At 72.0% G+C, this 20,020-nt stretch carries 18 protein-coding genes and 2 riboswitches; of the genes, 8 read left to right on the plus strand and 10 right to left on the minus strand.

Translation table 11 applies throughout. From position 1 onward, the window contains the following. The first annotated feature begins 210 nt into the window (after positions 1–210). Positions 211–1,587 (plus strand): glycosyltransferase 87 family protein, encoded by a 1,377-nt coding sequence (locus IH61_RS0120680; RefSeq protein WP_234327268.1) that lies wholly within the window; start codon positions 211–213, stop codon positions 1,585–1,587. A 5-nt stretch (positions 1,588–1,592) separates the two neighbouring features. On the opposite strand, the gene IH61_RS0120685 is transcribed toward IH61_RS0120680, so the two are convergent. From IH61_RS0120685 to IH61_RS0120710, 6 genes are all read right to left on the minus strand, one after another. Next, positions 1,593–2,648, minus strand: a complete 1,056-nt coding sequence (locus IH61_RS0120685; protein WP_051837562.1) for a hypothetical protein — start codon at positions 2,646–2,648, stop codon at positions 1,593–1,595. Between the two features lie 149 nt (positions 2,649–2,797). Beyond that, complete coding sequence (locus tag IH61_RS0120690; protein ID WP_031071910.1) at positions 2,798–3,844, minus strand: C40 family peptidase; 1,047 nt, start codon at positions 3,842–3,844, stop codon at positions 2,798–2,800. A 227-nt stretch (positions 3,845–4,071) separates the two neighbouring features. Beyond that, complete coding sequence (locus IH61_RS0120695; RefSeq protein ID WP_031071912.1) at positions 4,072–5,181, minus strand: NlpC/P60 family protein; 1,110 nt, start codon at positions 5,179–5,181, stop codon at positions 4,072–4,074. Between the two features lie 10 nt (positions 5,182–5,191). Beyond that, positions 5,192–5,342, minus strand: a riboswitch (cyclic di-AMP (ydaO/yuaA leader). A 316-nt stretch (positions 5,343–5,658) separates the two neighbouring features. Next, complete coding sequence (locus IH61_RS0120700; RefSeq protein WP_031071914.1) at positions 5,659–6,696, minus strand: C40 family peptidase; 1,038 nt, start codon at positions 6,694–6,696, stop codon at positions 5,659–5,661. A 208-nt stretch (positions 6,697–6,904) separates the two neighbouring features. Beyond that, positions 6,905–8,269: an NYN domain-containing protein gene (locus tag IH61_RS0120705; protein WP_031071915.1), complete on the minus strand. Its 1,365-nt coding sequence runs from the start codon at positions 8,267–8,269 to the stop codon at positions 6,905–6,907. Positions 8,270–8,497: 228 nt separating this feature from the next. Beyond that, positions 8,498–8,770, minus strand: a complete 273-nt coding sequence (locus IH61_RS0120710; protein ID WP_031071917.1) for a hypothetical protein — start codon at positions 8,768–8,770, stop codon at positions 8,498–8,500. A 204-nt stretch (positions 8,771–8,974) separates the two neighbouring features. Here IH61_RS0120710 and IH61_RS0120715 point away from each other — a divergent pair, with 204 nt between their 5' ends. After that, entirely contained in the window at positions 8,975–9,757 is a 783-nt protein-coding gene (locus IH61_RS0120715) for a rhomboid family intramembrane serine protease (RefSeq protein ID WP_078911274.1), read from the plus strand. A gap of 40 nt (positions 9,758–9,797) precedes the next feature. After that, the gene (locus tag IH61_RS0120720; RefSeq protein ID WP_031071922.1) at positions 9,798–10,079 is read left to right on the plus strand and encodes an Lrp/AsnC family transcriptional regulator; all 282 of its coding nucleotides are present in this window, start codon (positions 9,798–9,800) and stop codon (positions 10,077–10,079) included. A gap of 15 nt (positions 10,080–10,094) precedes the next feature. Here IH61_RS0120720 and IH61_RS0120725 read toward each other — a convergent pair whose 3' ends face one another. From IH61_RS0120725 to IH61_RS0120735, 3 genes are all read right to left on the minus strand, one after another. Next, a complete protein-coding gene (locus IH61_RS0120725) occupies positions 10,095–11,456 on the minus strand; it encodes an aminotransferase class V-fold PLP-dependent enzyme (protein ID WP_031071924.1) in 1,362 nt (453 codons plus the stop codon). Between the two features lie 52 nt (positions 11,457–11,508). Continuing rightward, a riboswitch (SAM riboswitch) is annotated at positions 11,509–11,626 on the minus strand. Positions 11,627–11,734: 108 nt separating this feature from the next. After that, positions 11,735–12,811 (minus strand): anthranilate phosphoribosyltransferase, encoded by a 1,077-nt coding sequence (gene trpD / locus IH61_RS0120730; RefSeq protein WP_031071926.1) that lies wholly within the window; start codon positions 12,809–12,811, stop codon positions 11,735–11,737. A 155-nt stretch (positions 12,812–12,966) separates the two neighbouring features. Next, a complete protein-coding gene (locus IH61_RS0120735; protein WP_031071927.1) occupies positions 12,967–13,392 on the minus strand; it encodes a hypothetical protein in 426 nt (141 codons plus the stop codon). Between the two features lie 341 nt (positions 13,393–13,733). Here IH61_RS0120735 and IH61_RS0120740 point away from each other — a divergent pair, with 341 nt between their 5' ends. The 5 genes from IH61_RS0120740 (at position 13,734) to IH61_RS0120760 (ending at position 18,546) form a co-directional block, all read left to right on the plus strand. Continuing rightward, complete coding sequence (locus IH61_RS0120740) at positions 13,734–14,354, plus strand: cytochrome c oxidase subunit 3 (RefSeq protein WP_031071929.1); 621 nt, start codon at positions 13,734–13,736, stop codon at positions 14,352–14,354. A gap of 187 nt (positions 14,355–14,541) precedes the next feature. After that, the gene (locus IH61_RS0120745; RefSeq protein ID WP_031071931.1) at positions 14,542–15,351 is read left to right on the plus strand and encodes a c-type cytochrome; all 810 of its coding nucleotides are present in this window, start codon (positions 14,542–14,544) and stop codon (positions 15,349–15,351) included. Between the two features lie 8 nt (positions 15,352–15,359). Then, complete coding sequence (locus tag IH61_RS0120750) at positions 15,360–16,412, plus strand: ubiquinol-cytochrome c reductase iron-sulfur subunit (RefSeq protein ID WP_031071933.1); 1,053 nt, start codon at positions 15,360–15,362, stop codon at positions 16,410–16,412. Next, positions 16,409–18,073 carry a cytochrome b gene (locus tag IH61_RS0120755; protein WP_031071935.1) on the plus strand — a complete coding sequence of 555 codons (1,665 nt, stop codon included), beginning with the start codon at positions 16,409–16,411 and terminating at the stop codon, positions 18,071–18,073. Before IH61_RS0120750 ends, IH61_RS0120755 begins: the two co-directional genes overlap by 4 nt. 101 nt (positions 18,074–18,174) lie before the next feature. Then, a complete protein-coding gene (locus IH61_RS0120760) occupies positions 18,175–18,546 on the plus strand; it encodes a GntR family transcriptional regulator (RefSeq protein ID WP_031071937.1) in 372 nt (123 codons plus the stop codon). 50 nt (positions 18,547–18,596) lie between these two features. On the opposite strand, the gene IH61_RS0120765 is transcribed toward IH61_RS0120760, so the two are convergent. After that, positions 18,597–19,856: a L,D-transpeptidase gene (locus IH61_RS0120765; protein ID WP_031071939.1), complete on the minus strand. Its 1,260-nt coding sequence runs from the start codon at positions 19,854–19,856 to the stop codon at positions 18,597–18,599. Positions 19,857–20,020 lie beyond the last annotated feature (164 nt).

A 20,020-nucleotide genomic window follows, 5' to 3' on the forward strand; every position in this document is an offset into this window, starting at 1 on the left:
GCTCGGCGCACCGCTGGGTGATCCGTACGATAGGTCAACACCATGGCCCGCCGGGAACGGAACCGCACACGGCAACCGTTTGACCCCCGGGTCAGTCCTAGTACCTAGGCCGCCTTCGGGACTTCGGGCTTTCGAGGCTTCGAGGCACGGCCCGGGCGTCCGTCCTTACGACGCCTCCGGTGGGGACGTCGAGACGAACGAGGGAGCGCAGTGGAATTGGCCCCGGCCACCGAGCCCGGTTCTGCGCGCGGCCGACTCGGCCGCCCGCTCGGGGCGCTGGCGGCGCTCGGCGCGACCTGGGTCGCGGGCAGGACGCTGCTGGTCCTGCTGATGACCGGCGTGCTCAAGGCGCCCGGCGGGGACGTCACCGCCGACGTCTGGATGATCTACCACGCCTGGTACGGCGTGCTGCACACCGGCACCTTCCCGTTCGACGACGTCACCTGGCAGTACCCGCCGGGCGCCGCCCTGATCATCCTGCTGCCGGGCCTGCTGCCCTGGTCGTACCTGGTCTCCTTCTGGGTGATCTGCGGGATCGCCGACGCCGTCGCGCTCGCCGTGCTGGTGCGCACGGGCCTGCGCAAGGGGCGGGCGCTGACCGGCGCCTGGCTCTGGGTGGTGGCCGTGCCGCTGCTCGGCCCGATGATCTACAACCGCTTCGACATCATCGTCACGGCCCTCGCGGTGGCCGGCCTGCTGGCGCTGGTACGGCGCCCGGCGGTCGGCGGGCTGCTGCTGGGCCTGGGCGGCATCGTCAAGATCTGGCCGCTGCTGGGCCTGATCGGCACCCCGTCCGGTCGGCGCACCCGCCGGGCCTGGACGCTGGCGGCGGCCACCGCCGTCTCGGTGGGCTTCCTGCTCGCGGCCGGCATGAACGGCGCCTTCGGCTTCCTGGCCTTCCAGGGGGCCCGCGGCATCGAGGTGGAGTCGGTGGGCGCGCTTCCGCTGCACTACGCCCGGCTGGCCGGTGCCTGGGACGGCAAGGTCACCATGAACTACGGCTCCCCCGAGATGCTCGGGCCGTGGGTACCGGTGATCAGCAAGGTGATGATGGCCTGCACGGTGCTGGGCTTCGCCTGGCTGCTGTTCTGGCGCTACACCGCCAAGCGCCGCAACGCGGCCACCATGTACGACGCGGCGCTGTGCGCACTGCTGATCTTCATCGTGACCAGCCGGGTGATCAGCCCGCAGTACCTGGTCTGGCTGGTCGGCGTCGCGGCGGTCTGCCTGACGGTGCGCGGCACCAGCCAGCGGCCGGTGGCGCTGCTGATCCTGCTCGCCTGCCCGCTGACGGTGCTGGAGTTCCCGACGCTGTTCACCCAGGTCCTCGGCAGCGACGCGCTGGCGATCACCGTGCTGAGCCTGCGCAACCTGCTGCTGGTGGCCGCCACCGTGGTCTCCTGCGTCCGCCTGTGGCGCTCCACCCGCGCCGCGGCCCCGCTGCCGGCCACGGTGGTGCTGGAGCAGCCCGAGCCGGTCCCCGCGGGCCCTGCCGGCCATGCCTGGCCGGTGCGCCCGGGCATCGCGTACGAGCAGGACCTGCTCGACGGCATCGAGCAGCCCGGCACCCCGGCCAAGCGCGGCTGATCAGATCAGGAGGCGGCCAGCGCCGCCACCTCGTCCCGCCAGAGCCGGGTGAACTCGGCCAGCCCGAGGCCCAGTTCGGCCCTGAGCAGCCGGTCGGTGCGGTGGTCGCGGTCCTCGCCCTGCCCGTCCTCGGCGCCGACCGCGCGGTAGAAGGAGACCAGCTTGTCGGGGCCGTGGCGGCGGGCGATCAGCGCGCAGGCGAGCCAGGACTGCTCGTACGCCTGGGAGATGCCCTCGGCCCCGGCGGCGAAGGCCCGGTCGGCGGGCAGGGCCGTGGGCAGGCGGCCGGCGGCGACGTCCCTGGTCAGCTCGGGGGCGATCTGCTGCGGGGTGCGGCCGCAGTCCCGGTAGGCCGTCCAGTCGGCGACGCCCTCGGAGAGCCACAGCGGGGTCCAGGCGCGGGTGTCGGCCCTGGTGGCGACGTGGGTGGTCTCGTGGGTGATCACGACCTGACGGCCGAAGTCGCTGAGCTTGCCGTAGGTGTCGGGGTTGACGACGACCCGATCCGCCGGGGCGTGCCCGGGGGCGCCGGGGGCGGCGACGGTGACGGCCGCCATGCCCGTCCAGCTCGCCGGGTCGGACTCCATCAGCTGGGCGAACTGGGCCTGGGTGGCGGGCAGTTCGAACAGCACCCGGCCCGGCCAGGCGCTGCCCCAGACCTCACTGACGGACGCGACGGCGCGGTCCCCGAACGCGGTCATGGCCGCCATGACGGCCATGAGGCCGGGCACGGCGTCGAGGGCGAGGATCCGGCAGTGCGCGCCGGAGGCGGTCCGTACGGTGCCCAGGTCCCACAGGGGCGGGGGGCCGCCCGCCCGCTCCTCGCGCTCGATGCTCCAGCCGTCCCCGGCCCGGGCCACCTCGAGCCGGCGCGGGTACACCACCGGCTGCTCGTCGTACCCGTCGATCCGCACGGCCAGGTCGGCGGAGACGGTGAACCGCTGGGCCCCGTCCGTTCGGCCCCCGTCCGGCGCCGAGAGGACGATCTCGCGGTACTGCGCCGTCCTCGCCCCGGGCACCGGCAGCGCCGAGGCCCGATCCCTCAGCAGCCCCTCCACCACGGCCTGCCGGTCGTCCGCGGGAGCGGCGGGCGCCGCCGGGGAGGCGGGCGGCAGGGAGAGCTGGGCCAGCCCTCCGGCGGCGAGGAGCAGGGCCCCGCGCCGGGTGAGGGTGCGGCCGGCTATGGCGGACGGGCCGGAGGGCGGCGCGCTCAGAGCCGCACCACCCCGGAGACGGGCATCGCGTTGACGCTCTCGTACCGCACCCGGGCCCCCGGGTACGGGGCGTGCACGATCACCCCGCCGCCGGCGTACATGCCGACGTGGTGCATGTCCCGATAGAAGATCACCAGGTCTCCCGGCCGCGCTTCGGAGAGGCTGATCCGCTGCCCTGCGTACGCCTGGGCCTGCGAGGTCCGCGGCAGGGTCACTCCGGCCTGCCGCCAGCTGTAGTACATCAGACCGGAGCAGTCGAACGCACGGGGCCCTGTGGAGCCGTAGACGTACGGCGAGCCGATCATCCGCACCGCGGCGGCCAGCGCGGCCGCCCCTCGCTCGGAGGCGGCCGGGGCGTCGCCGAGGTCGAGCCGGTCGGTGCCGCGGGTGGCGCGCTGCTCGGCGTCCCGGGCGTCCTGGGCGGTCATCCTGGCGCGCTCGGAGGCGCTGAGGCTGTTGAGCAGCTTCTGCGCCTTGGCCAGGCGCTGCTGGATGTCCTGCTTGCTGTCGGCCAGGGTGCGGCGGGTCTGCTCCAGCGCCTCGAGCTTGCCCGCCGCCTCGGCGCGGCGCTGGTCGAGGCGGCGCTGACGGGTGACCACCTCGTGCAGCGTCTCCTGCTGGCGGGTGGCGGCCTGGTCGAGCGTCCGGGCCCTGGAGAGGTAGCCCTCCGGGTCGCTGGAGAGCATCAGCTGGGCGGTCCTGGCCATCCCGCCGCCGCGGTACTCGGCGCCGGCCACGGCGGCGAGGTCCCCGCGCAGGTCGTTGAGCTCGTCCTGCGCGGTGGCGATCTCACCCTGGAGGATGGTGGTCTCGCCCTGGAGGCGCTTCTGGGCCTCCAGGGCGGCGTTGTACTTCTCCGAAGCCTGCTCGGCCTCGTCGTACAGCTGCTCCACCTGTGACTTGACGTCCTTGCGGCTGGGCGCGTCCGGGCTGCCGGGCGCGGCCTGGGCGCTGCCGCCGGGGGTGACGCCGATGGCGGTGGTGGCGGCCGCGGTCAGCACCAGCGCACGGGCGAGCAGTCGGGAACGGCGGTGCACGGGCATGGCGGCTGCGACTCCTATCCTGCTGCGCGGGCCCTCGCCGCCGCCCCGGAACGGGCGGCCCTGGAGCGGGAGTCCGGTGGCAGACGTTAGCGAGTCCGGGCAATCGAGTCCAAACCCTCGCCGACCCGAATATTCGCCCCCCAATCGGACATCAGGACGACTACCCGGCAAAGCCGCAGGCCCGGCCTCCCGCGAGGGGAGGCCGGGCCTGGAGGAGCCGGACGGGATCAGACCCGCACGACGGACACGAGCGGCATGTTGGAGACCGCCTCGTAGCGCACCGAGGCACCCGGCTTGGGCGCGTGCAGCACCATGCCGTTGCCGGCGTAGATGCCGACGTGGTGGGCGTCGGTGTAGAAGATCAGGAGGTCGCCGGGCTGCGCCCCGGACAGGTCGCCGCCGATCCGGGTGCCGGCGTGGGCCTGCTCCTGCGAGGTGCGCGGCAGCGAGACGTTGGCCTGGTTGAACGCCCAGACCATCAGGCCCGAGCAGTCGAACGAGCCGGGGCCGCTGGCGCCGTAGACGTACGGGCTGCCGATCTTGGAGGCCGCGAACTGCAGGGCCGCCGCGCCGTGCGAGCTGCCGGGGGCGATCACGGGTGCCGGGGTCGCCGACGAGGCCGCCGGGTCGGTACGGGCGCTGTCGCGCGAGGCGCGGGCGGGCGCCGGCTGCGCGGCGTCGACCTTGGCCTTGGCGTCGGCGGCGGCCTTCGCCTCGGCGGCGGCGATCTGCTGGCGCTCCTGCTCCGTCAGCGTGGCGAGGAGGTCCTGGGCCGCCTTCAGCTTGCCCTGGAGCGCTTCCTTGTCGGCCTTGAGCTGCTTGGTCGTGCTCTCCAGCTCGGTGAGCTTGCCCTGGGCCTCGTTGCGGTCCTGGTCGAGCTTGCGCTGCTCGCCCTGGAGCTCCTTGAGCTGGTTCTTCTGGGAGCCGCCGACCTGGTTCAGGGTGCCGGCCTGGTTGAGGAAGGTGTCCGGGCTGGAGTTGAACATCAGCTGGACCGTCGGGGATATGCCCCCGTTGCGGTACTGCTCGCCGGCGATCTCGGCGAGGCCGCCCTGGAGGTCGGTGACCTGGGCCTGCTGCCGGGCGATCTTGTCCTGCAGGCCGGAGACCTGCTTCTGCAGCGTCTGCTGCTTCTCCTGCGAGGCGTTGTACTTCTCGCTCGCCTGCTCGGCCTGCTCGTTGAGCTGGTCTACCTGCTCCTTGACCTGGTCCTTGCTCGGCTGCGGGTCGGCGTGGGCGCCGGACTGCGCGGAGAGCGCGACGGCCGCGGCGGCGACACCGGTCAGGATCGAGACGCGGGCCCGGCCTGCGGGCTTGGGACGACGATGGGACGCCACGAAGGCGGGCTCCTTCTTCACGTCCGCCTACCGGGTGAGCTGACGGGTTCGGGCCGGAAGCTGCCCTACGACGCCTCACGGCCGTTCCAGCGGCCGACCTGGCGCCGATTCACCCCGGAGGAACGTGGTTCCCCGGCTCCGTTCCACAGCGCCCCGACTACTGGGCTCCCCTGTCGGACAGTCGTCGTGACCTGCCCCGCTGCTTCGCGAACTCGGCGGGAACCACCGCCGCCACCCAGGCTGGGCGATCGACAGTGCGGTGGTTCGAGGCACGACCCTAGTAACTGAACCGTGATCCGTTCAAATCCTTGTCAGAAAAAAGACGGAAGATTACCCAAGTTCTTTTGTGAAAATGACCGATCGTGATCACGTCCCCACGCATAGCTGATCTGATTTCATGAATCAGCCATGGGACGGTCAAAAGCGAGCACCACCCCCCGAGGCGGGAGGTGGCGCACGTCACGAGATGTCGGGGCGTCAGACCCGGCGGATGGTGTTGATCGGCATAGCGTCGGCCTTCATCACCTTCACCACGTCACCGGTGTGCGGCGCGTGGACGACCATGCCGTTGCCGATGTACATCCCGACGTGGTGGCGGTCGGGGCCGTAGATCACCAGGTCGCCCGGCTGGGCCTGGTCCAGCGAGGGCACCCGGGTGCCGACGTTGCCCTGCTCCTGCGAGGTGCGCGGCAGCGAGATGCCGGCCTGGCCGTACGCCCAGACCATCAGGCCCGAGCAGTCGAAGGTCTTCGGGCCGGTCGCGCCCCACACGTACGGCGAACCCTGCTTGCTCATCGCCATGGTGACCGCCACGCCCGCGTAGCCGCTCGCCTGCGGCAGCGGGCCGAGGTCCGCACGGTCCGAGCCGCGCGAGGCGCGGTCGGCGGCGGCCTGCTGGGCCTTCAGCGCGGCGCGGTCGGAGGCGCTGAGGGAGTTCAGCAGGTCCTGCGCGGCCTTGAGCTTGGTGTTGACGTCCGCCTTGGCCTGGTTGAGGTCCTTGGTGGTGCTGTCCAGCGAGGTCAGCACGGCGGCCGCCTCGGACTTCTCCTGGTCGAGCTTGCGCTGCTGCTCCAGCAGCCCCTTGAGCGCCTCGCTCTGGCTGGCGCTGGCCTGCTGGACGCTGGACGCCTTCTGCAGGTACCCGGACGGGTCGGAGGAGAGCATCAGCTGGACGGACGGGTCGATGCCGCCGGTGCGGTACTGCTCGCCCGCCACGCCGGCCAGGCCCGTCTGCAGCTGCGTCATCTGCTCCTGGCTGCGGGCCACCTGGTCCTGGAGCGTCGCGGCCTGCTTGCGCAGCTGGTCGGCCCGCTCCTTGGCGCCGTTGTACTTCTCGGCCGCCTGCTCCTGCTCTTCCTGGAGCTTGTCGATCTGCGTCTTGACGTCTTCCTTGTTCGGCTGGGGCGCAGCGTGCGCGGCCACCTGGGCCGAGAGGGCGACCGCGGTCGCAGCGGCAGCGGTGAACACGGAGACCCGCGCGCGGCTCGGCTGCTTGGGACGGCGGTGGGAGGCCAAGGGACCGGCTCCTTCTTTCATCGGACCCGACACTCACCTGAACGAGTGAGAATCCGGAAAATAGGTTTGACGCCAGACCCTAGTAGAAGATCGAAGCGTTCCGCCACTCCCCCGAAGGCGTGAACTCCGCTTCTCTCCCTGACTTCACCAGATCCGCACACCCGCGCCCACCTGCGGCTGACCAGCGGTCATTCCGCCGCGCGGCCGGTCAGGGCCGCGACAGCCGGTTCAGCAGCAGCACAGAGGCCACCGGGCGCGCGCCCGCCTTGCGCACGCCCTCCGCGACCTCCCGGTCGGCGGAGACCACCACCACCGGACGGCCCTGCGGCTCGGCCCGCACCAGACGCCGGATCAGCTCGTCCGCCGTCTCCCCGGTCCGGCTGAACCGCACCCGGACCCCGCGCGGAGGCGCCATGATCACCGGCACGTCCAGGTCCTGCCCGTCGAACACACAGGTGACCTCCGCCTGCGTGCGCTGCGCCAGCATCGCCAGCCCGCCCAGCAACCGGATGCGCTGCTGCTCCAGCGGCAGCGTCGGGTACCCGGTCTTGGTCACGTTGTAGCCGTCCACCACCAGGTGCACCTGCGGGATCGCCAGCAGCTGGTCCAACAGCGCCGGATCGTCCTCCGCCAGCCCGCGCCGGGCCACGTCGTGCGGCGAGGCCGCCCCCGGCACCACCGCCTCCACCAGGTCCGCCGGGCGGATCTGGGAGACGGGCAGCGCCAGCTCCCGCTGCAGGCCCTGCGCCGACTGCAGCACGGTGTCCAGCAGCAGCCGCAGCCTCATGTCCTCGACGCTGCGCCCCTCGCGGGCCGAGCGGCGGCCCTGCTCGGCGGCGGTCTCCAGCTCCGAGACCCGGTGCCGCAGCCGCCGCGCCTCGCCCTCGGCGGCGCTGCGCTCGGCCGACGCCTGCGCCTTCGCCGCCTCCAGCTCCGCGGCCAGCTTGCGCGTCTCGGCCTGCGCCCGGCGCGTGTCGCTCTCCAGCGAACGCACCTTCTTGCGCAGCGACTCCGCCTCCCGCCGGACCTCCTCGGCGTCGGCCCGCTGGCGGTCCAGGTCGGCCCGGGCCCCGGCCCGGAGCTCCGCCAGCTCGGCCTGCAGCTTCTCGACCAGCCGGGAAGCCTCCGCGGCCGCGCCCTCGGCACCGGCCCGCTCGGCCTCCTCCCCCGCCTCGGTGACCAGCCGGCTCCAGCCGGCCGGGCGCACCAGGTAGGCGGCGGCCGCGACGTCCATCGGATCGGCGGCCCCGGGCACGGAACCGGACTCCAGCGCCTTCACCAGGTCCGGCTGCCCCAGCCGTAGCCTCTCCGCTATCCGCACCCGGAAGGCCGGCTCCGACTCCAGCGCGGCCGCCAGCGCGGTGGCCGCGTACTTGGCCCGCCGCGCGGGGGTGAACTTGGCGTACTGGCGCAGGCTCTGCGGCAGCTCGGCCGCCGGAAGCCCGCCGAGCGCGTCCGAGGCCAGGCCGACGACGCGTCGGCGCACCCCCTCGGGCAGCGGCCGCTCGAGCTTCTCGACGGCCCGCTCCGCCTCGTCCTCGGACGGCTCGGACGGCGCCTGCTCGGAGGGCACCTGCTCGGACGGTGCCTGCTCCGCCCCCGGCACCGGCTCCGGCGCAGCGGGCCGAAGCCCCTGCGCTTCGCCGGGCTCCTTCGCTGCGTCCACCACGTCCTCGGCTCCGATCCTGGTCCAGCGGGGCGCGACCTCGGCCGCCCCTGTCGTCACGCTCCGTGCGTCTTGTTCTGTATTGTCCCGTGCGGCGGACGGGCGTGCGGCGCACCGCCGCCGCACCGGCGGGGCTCAGCCCTGCGCGTCCTCGACGGCACCCTCGACAGCGCCCTCGGCACCCGGACGGGCCACCAGCTCGACCTGGTCCACCGCGTTGCACCAGCGGCACCGCACCGACTCGATCGTCTCGCTGTGGACCTGCGTCTCCTCGACCTTGGAATCGCCGGCCAGGTCGAAGTGCAGGAACTCGGTCACCCGCGCGGTGCGGGTCACGTCGAAGCGGGTGAGGTTGCCGCACAGCGTGCAGCGCCAGCGCGTCTCGGGGGTCAGGGCGGGGACGGTCATCGGGGGTCCTCTCGGGTGGTCCCTGGGTGGGCGCAGGCGCTCCCCCCGGAGCCCCGGCGTCGGCGGCGGGAGGCGGGATCGCCCGCCCCCAAGCCTATTGCCTGGGGCAACCACCGGGGCCACCGGTTCAGGGGATGGAAAACGTTGCTCCACCTGCCGTACCGCACCGCGTCATCTCCCGCCCCGGGAGGGAGGCTTAGGGGCGTGTCGCTCACGGCCCCAGACCGCACCGGCGCCGCGGCCGGCCGCCCGGCCGTGCCCGTCCCGGCGGTCAGCTACGCCCTGATCGCGCTCAACACCCTGGTGTTCCTGCTCGGCCCGGCCGCCGGGCTCAACCCGCTGTACGGCACCGGGCAGGCCAGGGTCTGCGCCGAGCAGCGCTACGAGCAGCGCTGGGGCGCCGTCCCGGCGGAGCTGCTGGCGGGCCGGCCCCTGACGTCCGCACAGCTCGCCCAGGCCCCCGACCCCGTCCCCGGCTGCCCGGCCGCCCCGACCCCGGGCAAGCACCCGGCGCTGTCGGTGCTCACCGGGCTGTTCCTCCACGCGGGCTGGCTGCACCTGCTCGGCAACCTGCTCTTCCTTCACGTGTTCGGCCCGACCGTCGAACAGCGCCTCGGCCGCGCACGGTTCGCCCTCTTCTACCTGGCCGCCGGCAGCCTGGCCACGTACGGCTTCGCGCTCGCCGAGGCGCACTCACCCGACTCCACCCGCGTCCTGATCGGCGCCTCGGGCGCGATCTCCGCCGTGCTCGGCGCCTACCTGCGCCTGCACCCCCGGGCCCGGGTGACGACGCTCGTGCCGCTGCTGCTGTTCCTGCCGCTGCGGTTCCCGGCCTGGCTGGTGCTCGGCCTCTGGTTCGCCCTCCAGTGGTGGTCGGTGCACTCGGCCGGGCCGGGGGTGGCGTACCTGGTCCACGTGATCGGCTTCTCGGCGGGCTTCCTCTACGCCTGCACGGTGGTCGGCCACCCCCCGCGACGCCCCGGCTGACGCCCGATACGCTGGCGGCACCTCACGAAGGAGCCGAACAGTGATCACCGCCATCGTCCTGATCAAGACCAGCGTCGACCGCATCCCGGAGATCGCCGAGGCCATCGCCGCCCTCGAAGGCGTCAGCGAGGTGTACTCCGTGACGGGCGGCTACGACCTGGTGGCGATGGTCCGCGTCCGGCGGCACGACGACCTGGCGGACGTCATCCCCGGCCGGCTCAACAAGGTCCCGGGCGTGGCGCACACCGAGACCCAGATCGCCTTCCGCACCTACTCCCAGCACGACCTGGACGCGGCCTTCGCCCTGGGCCTGGACGAGTAGCCGTAGGAAGAGGTCTCAGCCGCGACGGGTGTCGGCGACGCAACGCCCGCCCTCGTTGCGGTAGTTCCAGGCCGCGCCGTCCGTGACCAGCTCGCGGACGGCGGTCAGGAACCGCTCGATGTGCTCGTCCGGCGTCCCCGCCCCGAAGCTCACCCGGATCGCGTTGAGGCTGCGCTCGCCCGGCAGCGAGGGCTCCGGCGCCCCGCACTCGGACGGCGCGACGTCCTCGTCCCCGAGCAGGGTGCGCACCAGCGGGTGGGCGCAGAACAGCCCGTCGCGCACCCCGATGCCGTACTCGGCGGACAGCGCGGCCGAGAAGTGCGAGCTGTTCCAGCCCTGGACGACGAAGGACAGCACGCCCACCCGCGCGGAGCCGGCGCCGAACAGGTTCAGCACCCGGACCTGCGGGATCTCCGCCAGCCCGGCCGTCAGCCGCTCCACCAGCTGCCGCTCGCGGGCCTCCAGCGCGTCGAACCCGGCCTCGGTCAGCGCCCGGCAGGCCGAGGCGATCGCGTAGGCGCCGATGACGTTGGGCGAGCCGGCCTCGTGCCGCGCCGGGCCGGTGTGCCACTGGACGGCCACCGAGCCGTCCACCTCCCGGGCCACCGTCCGGGTCGCGCCGCCGCCGGCCAGGTACGGCTCGGCCGCGTCCAGCCAGTCCGCCCGGCCGGCCAGCACGCCGGCGCCGAACGGCGCGTAGATCTTGTGGCCGGAGAAGGCGATCCAGTCGACGTCCAGCTCGCTCACCGACACCCGGTGGTGCGGGGCGAGCTGCGCGGCGTCCAGCACGACCCGGGCGCCGTGCCGGTGCGCGGTCGCGGTCAGCTCGGTGACCGGCCACAGCTCGCCGGTGACGTTGGAGGCGCCGGTGACGCAGAGCAGCTTGGGGCCCTCGGGGGCCTCGGCGAGCGCGGCGTCCAGCGCGGCCACCGCCTCGGCCCGGGAGCGCGGCGCCCGCAGGTAGCTGACGTCCAGTCCGGCGTGCGCCCAGGGCAGCAGCGAGGCGTGGTGCTCGGTCTCGAAGGCGAACACCCGGGTGCCGGCGGGCAGGGCCGAGGCCAGCAGGTTGAGCGAGTCGGTGGTGGCCCGGGTGAAGACCACCTGGTCGCCCTCACGCAGGCCGAGGAACTCGGCGACGGTGCGGCGGCTCTGCTCGAACAGGTCGGTGGACAGCTGCGAGAGGTACCCGGCGCCCCGGTGCACGCTGCCGTAGTACGGCGCGTACGCGGCGACGTCGTCCCACACCCGCTGGAGCGCCGGGGAGCTGGCCGCGTAGTCCAGCGCCGCGTAGCCGACCTTGTCACCGCTGGCGAGCGGGACCTGGACGTCGGCGCCGAGGACGGCGAGGGGGGCGCAGATTTCGGTGGCAATCGACATGAGGATGCACTCCTTCACGGGGTGAGGGACCCCGGGAGTGCTGATCGTCCGGTGTCCGCGCTTGCCGCACGGACGATTCGCCGCGCGACCCGGTCCTCACCCAGGGCACCCCGCCACGGACGGAGGGTTGCCGGACAGCAAGCTGGGGCTTGGCGCTGTCACTCATGACCTGGCGAAGACTCTAGGTCGCGTACGTCGGGTGGTCAAACGCGTATCCACCATCCGGACAGGAGAAGGGGCCCGCACCGGCGCACCGGTACGGGCCCCCAACTCCCGCCTCAGATCCGGGAGGTGGCCGCCGACCAGCGACGCAGCTTCTCCTCCGCCGCGCCCGAGTCGATCGCCTCCGCGGCCCGCGCCATGCCCGCCGCCAGCTGCTCGGTGAGCGGCGCCTCGCCCAGGTCGAGCGCCACCAGCGCCGAGGCCGTGTTCAGCAGGACGGCGTCCCGCACCGGCCCGCGCTCCCCGGCCAGCAGCCGGCGCGCGACCTCGGCGTTGAACGACGGGTCCCCGCCGCGCAGCGCCTCGATGCCGACCAGCTCGATGCCCAGGTCCCGGGGGTCGAGGGTGGTCTCGGTGACGCCGCCGTCGCGCACGATCCACACCCGCGAGGTGGTGCTGATGGTCAGCTCGTCCAGGCCGTCGTCGCCGCGGAAGACCAGCGCGGTGGAGCCGCGCCGGGCGAGCACCCCGGCGATCAGCCCGGAGAGCCGGGTGTCGAAGCAGCCGATGGCGTGCGCGGTGACCTTGGCCGGGTTGGTCAGCGGGCCGAGGATGTTGAAGGAGGTCGGCACCCCCAGGCCGCTGCGGGCGGGGGCGGCGTGCCGCATCGAGGGGTGGAACCTGGCCGCGAAGGCGAAGGTGAGCCCGACCTCCTCGGCCACCTCGGCCACCCGCCGGGAGGACAGGTCGAGCCTGACCCCGAGCTTCTCCAGCACGTCCGAGGAGCCGCTCGCCGAGGAGGCGGACCGGTTGCCGTGCTTGACCACCTTCGCGCCCGCGGCCGCGGCGACGATCGCGGACATGGTGGAGATGTTGACGGTCTTCGCCCGGTCGCCGCCGGTGCCGACGATGTCCACCGCCGGCCCGGGGATCTCCAGCGGCTCGGCGTGCGCGTACATCGCGTCGACCAGACCGGTGATCTCGTCGACGGTCTCGCCCTTGGCCCGCAGCGCGACCATGAAGCCGGCCACCTGGACCGGGGAAGCCTCGCCGCTCATGATCCGGTCCATCGCCCACGCGGTGGCCGAGCGGTCGAGGTCCTCCCCGTTCAACAGCGCCGACAGGAGGTCCGGCCAGGTGCGGACCACCTGCGCGGGGTCGCTACCGCCGTTCGCAGGGTTCACGTTCACCATGGCTGACTCCAACTGTCATCGGTTCCCCCGCCACGGGGGACGTCCGTTCGGTCGAAGTCAGCCTATCGAGCGGCGGGTCGCCCGCGGCGGTGTCTTCTCTAGTACTGAGACGCCCTGGAATCGAGGCCGGCGCCGGTGCCGACGCCGGGGACCGCTCAGCGCGCGGCCGGGGTCCTCTTCGCCACCCGCGCCCGCAGCAGCACGGAGGCCGCGTCGGCCAGCGCCACCGGGTCCACCGGGTGGGAGATCGCCGCGTCGGCCCGGCTCCAGGCGGCCAGCCAGGAGTCCTGCGGGCGGCCGATCAGCACCAGCACCGGCGGGCAGCCGTAGATCTCGTCCTTCAGCTGCCGCCCGAGCCCCAGCCCGCCGGCCGGCACGGCCTCGCCGTCCAGCACGCAGAGGTCCACCCCGCCCTTCTCCAGCGCCTTGATCACCGCGGGGGTGGTCGCGCACTCCAGGTAGGAGATCTCCGGAAGGTCCTCGGCGGGCCGGCGGCCGAGAGCCGTCAGCACCTGCTCGCGGGTGTTGCGGTCGTCGCTGTAGACCAGGACGGTGAGCGTCTCGGAGGTCGTGTACGCCATGGGACCCTGCTCCCTCAAGTGTGATCCGGACCACGTTCGCCTGATCCGGATGCTACTCCGCTTTACCCCCTCACCGGCTCCCCCGCGCACACCTTCCTCCTCAAGCCGCCGCGCCCGGCGCTCGCCCGCCTGGAGGACACCCCGTCACCCGCTCCGGCCCGGTCCACCCGAACGGTGCAACGGCCCCCTTCGAGGAACCGTCAGAAAAGGGACACGCCCCTGCTCAGCCGCCATCGGCACCCCCCGGGTGCCCCCCACGCACCCTCAAGCGGGCATATCGCACGCACCGGACACTCCGAGGGACACCCCCCGGCGTGAAGACGGAATAAGGGACCGACATAATGTCCGTCGTGGCGACAGCAACAGCAGTAGAAACCGGGCACGCGCATGGATCGGTCAACCGACCGAACATGGTCAGCGTCGGAACGATCGTCTGGCTCAGTTCCGAGCTGATGTTCTTCGCGGCCCTCTTCGCGATGTACTTCACGCTCCGCTCCGTCAAGGGGGCCGAGTTCTGGACCGAGAAGGCTCATGCCCTCAACGTCCCCTTCTCCGCGGGCAACACCACGATCCTGGTGCTCTCCTCGCTCACCTGTCAGCTCGGCGTGTTCGCCGCCGAGCGCGGGGACGTGAAGAAGCTCCGCGCGTGGTTCATCCTGACGTTCTTCATGGGCGCGATCTTCATCGGCGGTCAGATCTTCGAGTACACCGAGCTGGTCAAGAAGGACGGCCTCTCGCTGTCCTCCGACCCGTACGGCACGGTGTTCTACCTGACCACCGGCTTCCACGGTCTTCACGTGACGGGTGGTCTGATCGCCTTCCTGCTGGTCCTGGGACGGACGTACGCAGCCAAGCGCTTCACGCACGAGCAGGCCACCGCGGCGATCGTCGTGTCGTACTACTGGCACTTCGTCGACGTCGTGTGGATCGGCCTGTTCGCGACCATCTACCTGATCAAGTAACCAGCTGATCAGGTCGCTGGCCACCGGCTGCGGCCCCCGCCCTCACCGGCGCAGGGCCGCTTCTGCCGGTGCCGACGCTCCCACCGACCGACCGCGCGCGCAGCCCTAGAGAGGCAGCCTCGTGCCGGCCAGACCGGCCGCCGGGTGCACCCACCAGTCGACCAGATCCTGACACCGGGGTTATTCCGTGAAAAAGCTCTCCGCACGACGGCGCCACCCATTGGCGGCGCTGGTCGTCCTACTCTTCGCCCTGGCGGCAACCGGGGGGCTGTACGCCGCGTTCGCGCCCGCCGACAAGGCGCAGGCCGAGGTCGCCGCGCAGTCGCTCGACATCGAAGAGGGCAAGAAGCTCTTCGCCGTCGGCTGCTCCTCCTGCCACGGTCTGAACGGCCAGGGCAGCAGCGACGGCCCGAGCCTGGTCGGCGTCGGCACCGCCTCCGTCGACTTCCAGGTCGGCACCGGCCGCATGCCCGCCCAGCAGCCCGGCGCCCAGGTGCCGCGCAAGAAGAACATCTACTCGCAGGCCCAGATCGACCAGCTCGCCGCGTTCATCGGCTCGCTCGGCCCCGGCCCGGTCACGCCGAAGCCGGCGCAGTACAACTCGACCAACCCGGAGGACATCTCCAAGGGTGGCGAGCTGTTCCGCACCAACTGCGCCCAGTGCCACAACTTCGCGGGCCAGGGCGGTGCCCTGACCAAGGGCAAGTACGCCCCGTCGCTCGAGGGCGTCGACGCCAAGCACATCTACGAGGCCATGCAGACCGGCCCGCAGAACATGCCGTCGTTCCCGGACAGCACGATGCCCGAGGAGCAGAAGAAGCAGATCGTGGCCTTCGTCCGCCACACCACCAGCGAGGAGCCCAACCCCGGTGGTCTCACGCTCGGCAGCCTCGGTCCGGTGACCGAGGGTCTGTTCGGCTGGATCTTCGGGCTCGGCACGCTCATCGCGGTCGCGATCTGGGTCGCCGCCCACACCACCAAGGCCAAGAAGTCATGAGCCACGACATGTCAGAAGAGAACCTGCCGGAGTCCCACGGCTCCGCCGGCGAGGTCGCCGACCACGGCAACCCGTTCGCCGACCCGGGCCTGCCGGCCCACGAGCCGCGTCGCACCGACATCGACGAGCGAGCCGCCAAGCGCGCCGAGCGCCAGGTCTCGCTGATGTTCCTGGTGTCCATGGTCGCCACGGTCGGCTTCATCGTCTCGTACGTGGCCATCGACCCGGACAAGATCGTCTACATCTTCCCGCTGGGTCACGTCAGCGCGCTGAACTTCGCGCTGGGCCTGACCCTGGGCGTCGCGCTGTTCATGATCGGCGCCGGTGCGGTCCACTGGGCCCGCACCCTGATGTCGGACGTCGAGATCCCGGCCGAGCGCCACCCGATCGAGGCCGACGACGAGGTCCGCGCGGACGTCATCGGGCAGTTCAGGACCGGTGCCGCGGAGTCCGGCTTCGGCCGCCGCAAGATGATCCGCAACACGCTCATCGGCTCGATGGCGCTGGTCCCGCTCTCCGGCGTGGTCCTGCTGCGCGACCTGGGCCCGCTGCCCGAGAAGAAGCTGGCCGAGACCGGCTGGAAGAAGGCCACCGAGGCCCAGCCGCTGGAGCTCGTCAACATGAGCACCATGCTGCCGCTGAAGCCCGAGGACATCGTCGTCGGGTCGCTGACCTTCGCCATGCCCAAGGGTATGACCACGCACGACGAGGACTTCCAGCAGCAGATCGCCAAGGACGCCCTGATGCTGGTGCGCATCGCGCCGGAGGACATCAAGGACGAGAAGTCCAAGGGCCTCGGCTTCGAGGGCATCCTCGCCTACTCGAAGATCTGCACCCACGTCGGCTGCCCGATCAGCCTCTACGAGCAGCAGACCCACCACGCGCTCTGCCCCTGCCACCAGTCGACCTTCGACCTGGCGGACGGCGCGCGCGTCATCTTCGGCCCGGCCGGCCACCCGCTGCCGCAGCTGAAGATCACCACTGACGAGAAGGGCTTCCTGGTCGCCACCGGCGACTTCGCGGAGCCCGTCGGCCCGAGCTTCTGGGAGCGTGCTCGATGAGTAGCGCGAGCAGCACCACCTCCGGTGCCGCCAAGCCCTCCAGCACGCGCGAAAAGCCCGCCAACAAGTGGGAAGCCGCCGCTGACTGGACGGATGGCCGGCTGGGGATCTACTCCCTCGCCAAGGCCAACCTGCGCAAGATCTTCCCGGACCACTGGTCCTTCATGCTGGGCGAGATCTGCCTCTACACCTTCGTCATCATCATCCTGACGGGCGTGTACCTGACGCTGTTCTTCAAGCCCTCCATGGGCGAGGTCATCTACGACGGCTCGTACATCCCGCTCAAGGGCATCGGCATGTCCGAGGCGTACAAGTCGACGGTGGACATCAGCTTCGAGGTCCGCGGCGGTCTTCTGATCCGTCAGATCCACCACTGGGCCGCCCTGGTCTTCGTGGCCGCGATGCTCGTGCACATGATGCGCGTGTTCTTCACCGGCGCGTTCCGCAAGCCGCGTGAGATCAACTGGGTCTTCGGCTTCCTGCTGCTGGTCCTGGGCATGTTCGACGGCTTCTTCGGCTACTCGCTGCCGGACGACCTGCTGTCGGGCACCGGTATCCGCTTCATGGAGGGCGCGGTCCTCGCGACCCCGCTGATCGGCACCTACGTCCAGATGTTCCTCTTCGGGGGCGAGTTCCCCGGCCACGACATCGTGCCGCGGTTCTTCACGATCCACGTGCTGCTGATCCCGGGCATCATGCTCGGCCTGCTGGTGGCGCACCTGATCCTGGTCTTCTACCACAAGCACACCCAGTGGGCGGGCCCGGGCAAGACCGAGAAGAACGTCGTCGGCATGCCGCTGATGCCGGTCTACATGGCCAAGGCCGGTGGCTTCTTCTTCCTGGTGTTCGGCATCATCGCCGCCATGTCGGCGATCGCCTCGATCAACCCGATCTGGGCGTACGGCCCGTACCGTCCGGACCAGGTGTCGACCGACGCCCAGCCCGACTGGTACATGGGCTTCTCCGAGGGCCTGATCCGTGTCATGCCGGGCTGGGAGATCAGCGTCTGGGGCGGTCACACCCTGAACCTGGGCGTGTTCATCCCGCTGATGGTGGTCTTCCCGCTGGTCCTGGTCGCGATCGCGGTCTACCCGTTCATCGAGGGCTGGATCACCGGCGACAAGCGCGAGCACCACATCCTGGACCGCCCGCGCAACGCCCCGGTCCGCACCGCCCTGGGTGCCGCCTGGATCAGCCTCTACCTGGTGCTGCTGATCGGTGGTGGCAACGACCTGTTCGCCACCCACCTGCACATGTCGCTGAACACCATCACCTACTTCGTCCGCGTCGGCTTCTTTGCCGTCCCGGTCATCACCTTCATCGTCACCAAGCGCTGGTGCCTCGGCCTCCAGCGCCGTGACAAGGAGAAGGTGCTGCACGGCCGCGAGACGGGTGTCATCAAGCGGCTGCCGCACGGTGAGTTCGTCGAGGTGCACGCCCAGCTGCCGCAGGGCGACCTGCACAAGCTGACCGCCCACGAGCAGATCCAGCCGGTCCAGCTCCCGGCCCAGACGGACGAGAACGGCGTGGCCCGCAAGGCCGGCATCCTCACCCGTACCCGGGCCAAGCTCTCCCGCGGCTTCTACGGCGAGGCCGGCCAGATCCCCAAGCCGACCGCCGAGGAGCACCACGAGATCACCAGCGGCCACGGCCACCACTGATCCCGTACGCGCACAGCGTCACCCCGAGGGCCGCTGACCAGAGTTCATCTGGTCGGCGGCCCTCGGGCCTTTCCGTACCCGCACCGTGTCTGGAGGCCCCCGTGCAGCTGTCCGTCGACCCCGCCGCCGCCACTCCCCCGTACGAGCAGATCCGCGCCCAGATCGCCGACCGGGCGCGTTCCGGTGAGCTGCCCACCGGGCTGCGGCTGCCGACCGTACGGGCGCTCGCCGAGGAGCTGGGCCTGGCCGCCGGGACGGTCGCCCGGGCCTACAAGGAGCTGGAGGCGGACGGGGTGGTGGAGACCCACGGGCGGCGCGGGACGCTGATCGCCGCCACCGGGGACACCGCGCACCGGCTGGCCGCCGCGGCCGCCGCCGAGTTCGCCGAGCGGGCCGCCCGGCTGGGGCTCACCCGGGCCGAGGCCCTGGCCGCGGTGGACGGCGCCCTGCGGGCTGTCCTGCCGCAGGCGTAGGGCGTCCGCGCGTCAGGCCCCTCGGGTCGGACCTCGGGCCAGCGCTCGGGTCAGACCTCGGGACGGATGATCCCGGCGGCCGGGGCCTGGGCGGCGGGGCCGGTGGTGCTGAGGGGCTGGCCCAGGGCGCTGTGCTTGACCCAGGACGCCCAGGCGACGTTCCAGTCCCCGAAGCCGTTGCCGAAGGGCTCCATCACGGCGCCGTGGCTGTTGACCACCGTCACCAGGTCACCCACCCGGGTGTTGTCGTAGAACCACTTGGCGTTGTCGGTGCTCATGCCCGTGCAGCCGTGGCTGACGTTCTCGTAGCCCTGCGAGCCGACCGACCAGGGCGCCGCGTGGACGTACTCCCCGCTCCACGTCACCCGGGTGGCCCACAGGACGTCGAGGTCGTAGGACTCGGTGCTGCCGGCGGCTATGCCGATCGTCTCGCCGTTCATCCGGACGGAGCGCTCCTGGCCGAGCACCACCTTGACGCCGTTGCGGGTGTCGAAGCCGGGCTTGCCGGTGGTGACCGGGATCGTCCGGACCACCTCGCCGTCGCGCTTGAGGGTGAGCTCGTGGGTGGCCGCGTCGACCACCGACTCGACGCGCTCGCCGATCCTCAGCCGCAGCGCGCTGCGGTCCCCGCCGTACAGCCCGTCGGAGATCAGGCTGCCGGTGCCCTCGAAGGCCAGGGAGACGGTCGTCCCGGCGGGCCAGTAGTCCTCGGGGCGGAAGTGCAGGTCCTTGTCGTCCACCCAGTACCAGGCGCCCGTGACGGCCGGCTGGGAGGTGACGCTGAGGGCCCGCTCGACCTCCTGACGGGCCTGCGGGTCCTTGACGGCCTCGGAGAGCTGCACGGTGAGCGGCTGGCCGACGCCGTAGACGCCGCTGCCGGAGGAGTCCGGGCCGAGCTTGGCGGTGAGCAGGCGCTGGGCGGCGAGGGTGGTGAAGTTCGCGGTGGTGTCGCCGCGGCCGTTCCTCCCGTCGTCGGCGGAGATCCGCACGGCGTAGGCGGTGCCGGCCTTGAGGCGGCCGGTGGTCTGCCAGCTGCGCTGGTCCTCGGCGAGCTTCCCGGCGACCACCCGGCCGTCCGGGCCGACCACGGTGACGTCGGTGAGCCTGCTGCCGTCCACGGCGGTCACGGTGACCGGCTTGGACGGGTCGGCCTTGCCCTCGGCCGAGAGGTGGACCAGCGGGCCCGCGTCGATCCGGTGCGGCGTGCCGGGATCGTCCTCGCCGCCGGAGGAGCAGGCGGCCAGCGGGGTCAGCAGTGCCAGGGCCAGCGAGATGCCGCCGATACCCGCTATTCCGCGCCTGTCGGCCATGACCGCCTCCGAGGGTTCGCACGATTGATCAGATCGTAGGAACATCCCTCGGTCGAGCGACATCCGAGCGTCCCCTCGTTCGCCCGGGCGGGTGAGGTCCTCACCCTCGGGAACGCAAAAGGGCCGGTCCTCCCGTGCGGGAGGACCGGCCCTCGTGGGGTGAG

This window comes from Streptomyces sp. NRRL WC-3742, assembly GCF_000720635.1.
In the GTDB taxonomy this organism is placed as follows: Bacteria; Actinomycetota; Actinomycetes; order Streptomycetales; family Streptomycetaceae; genus Kitasatospora.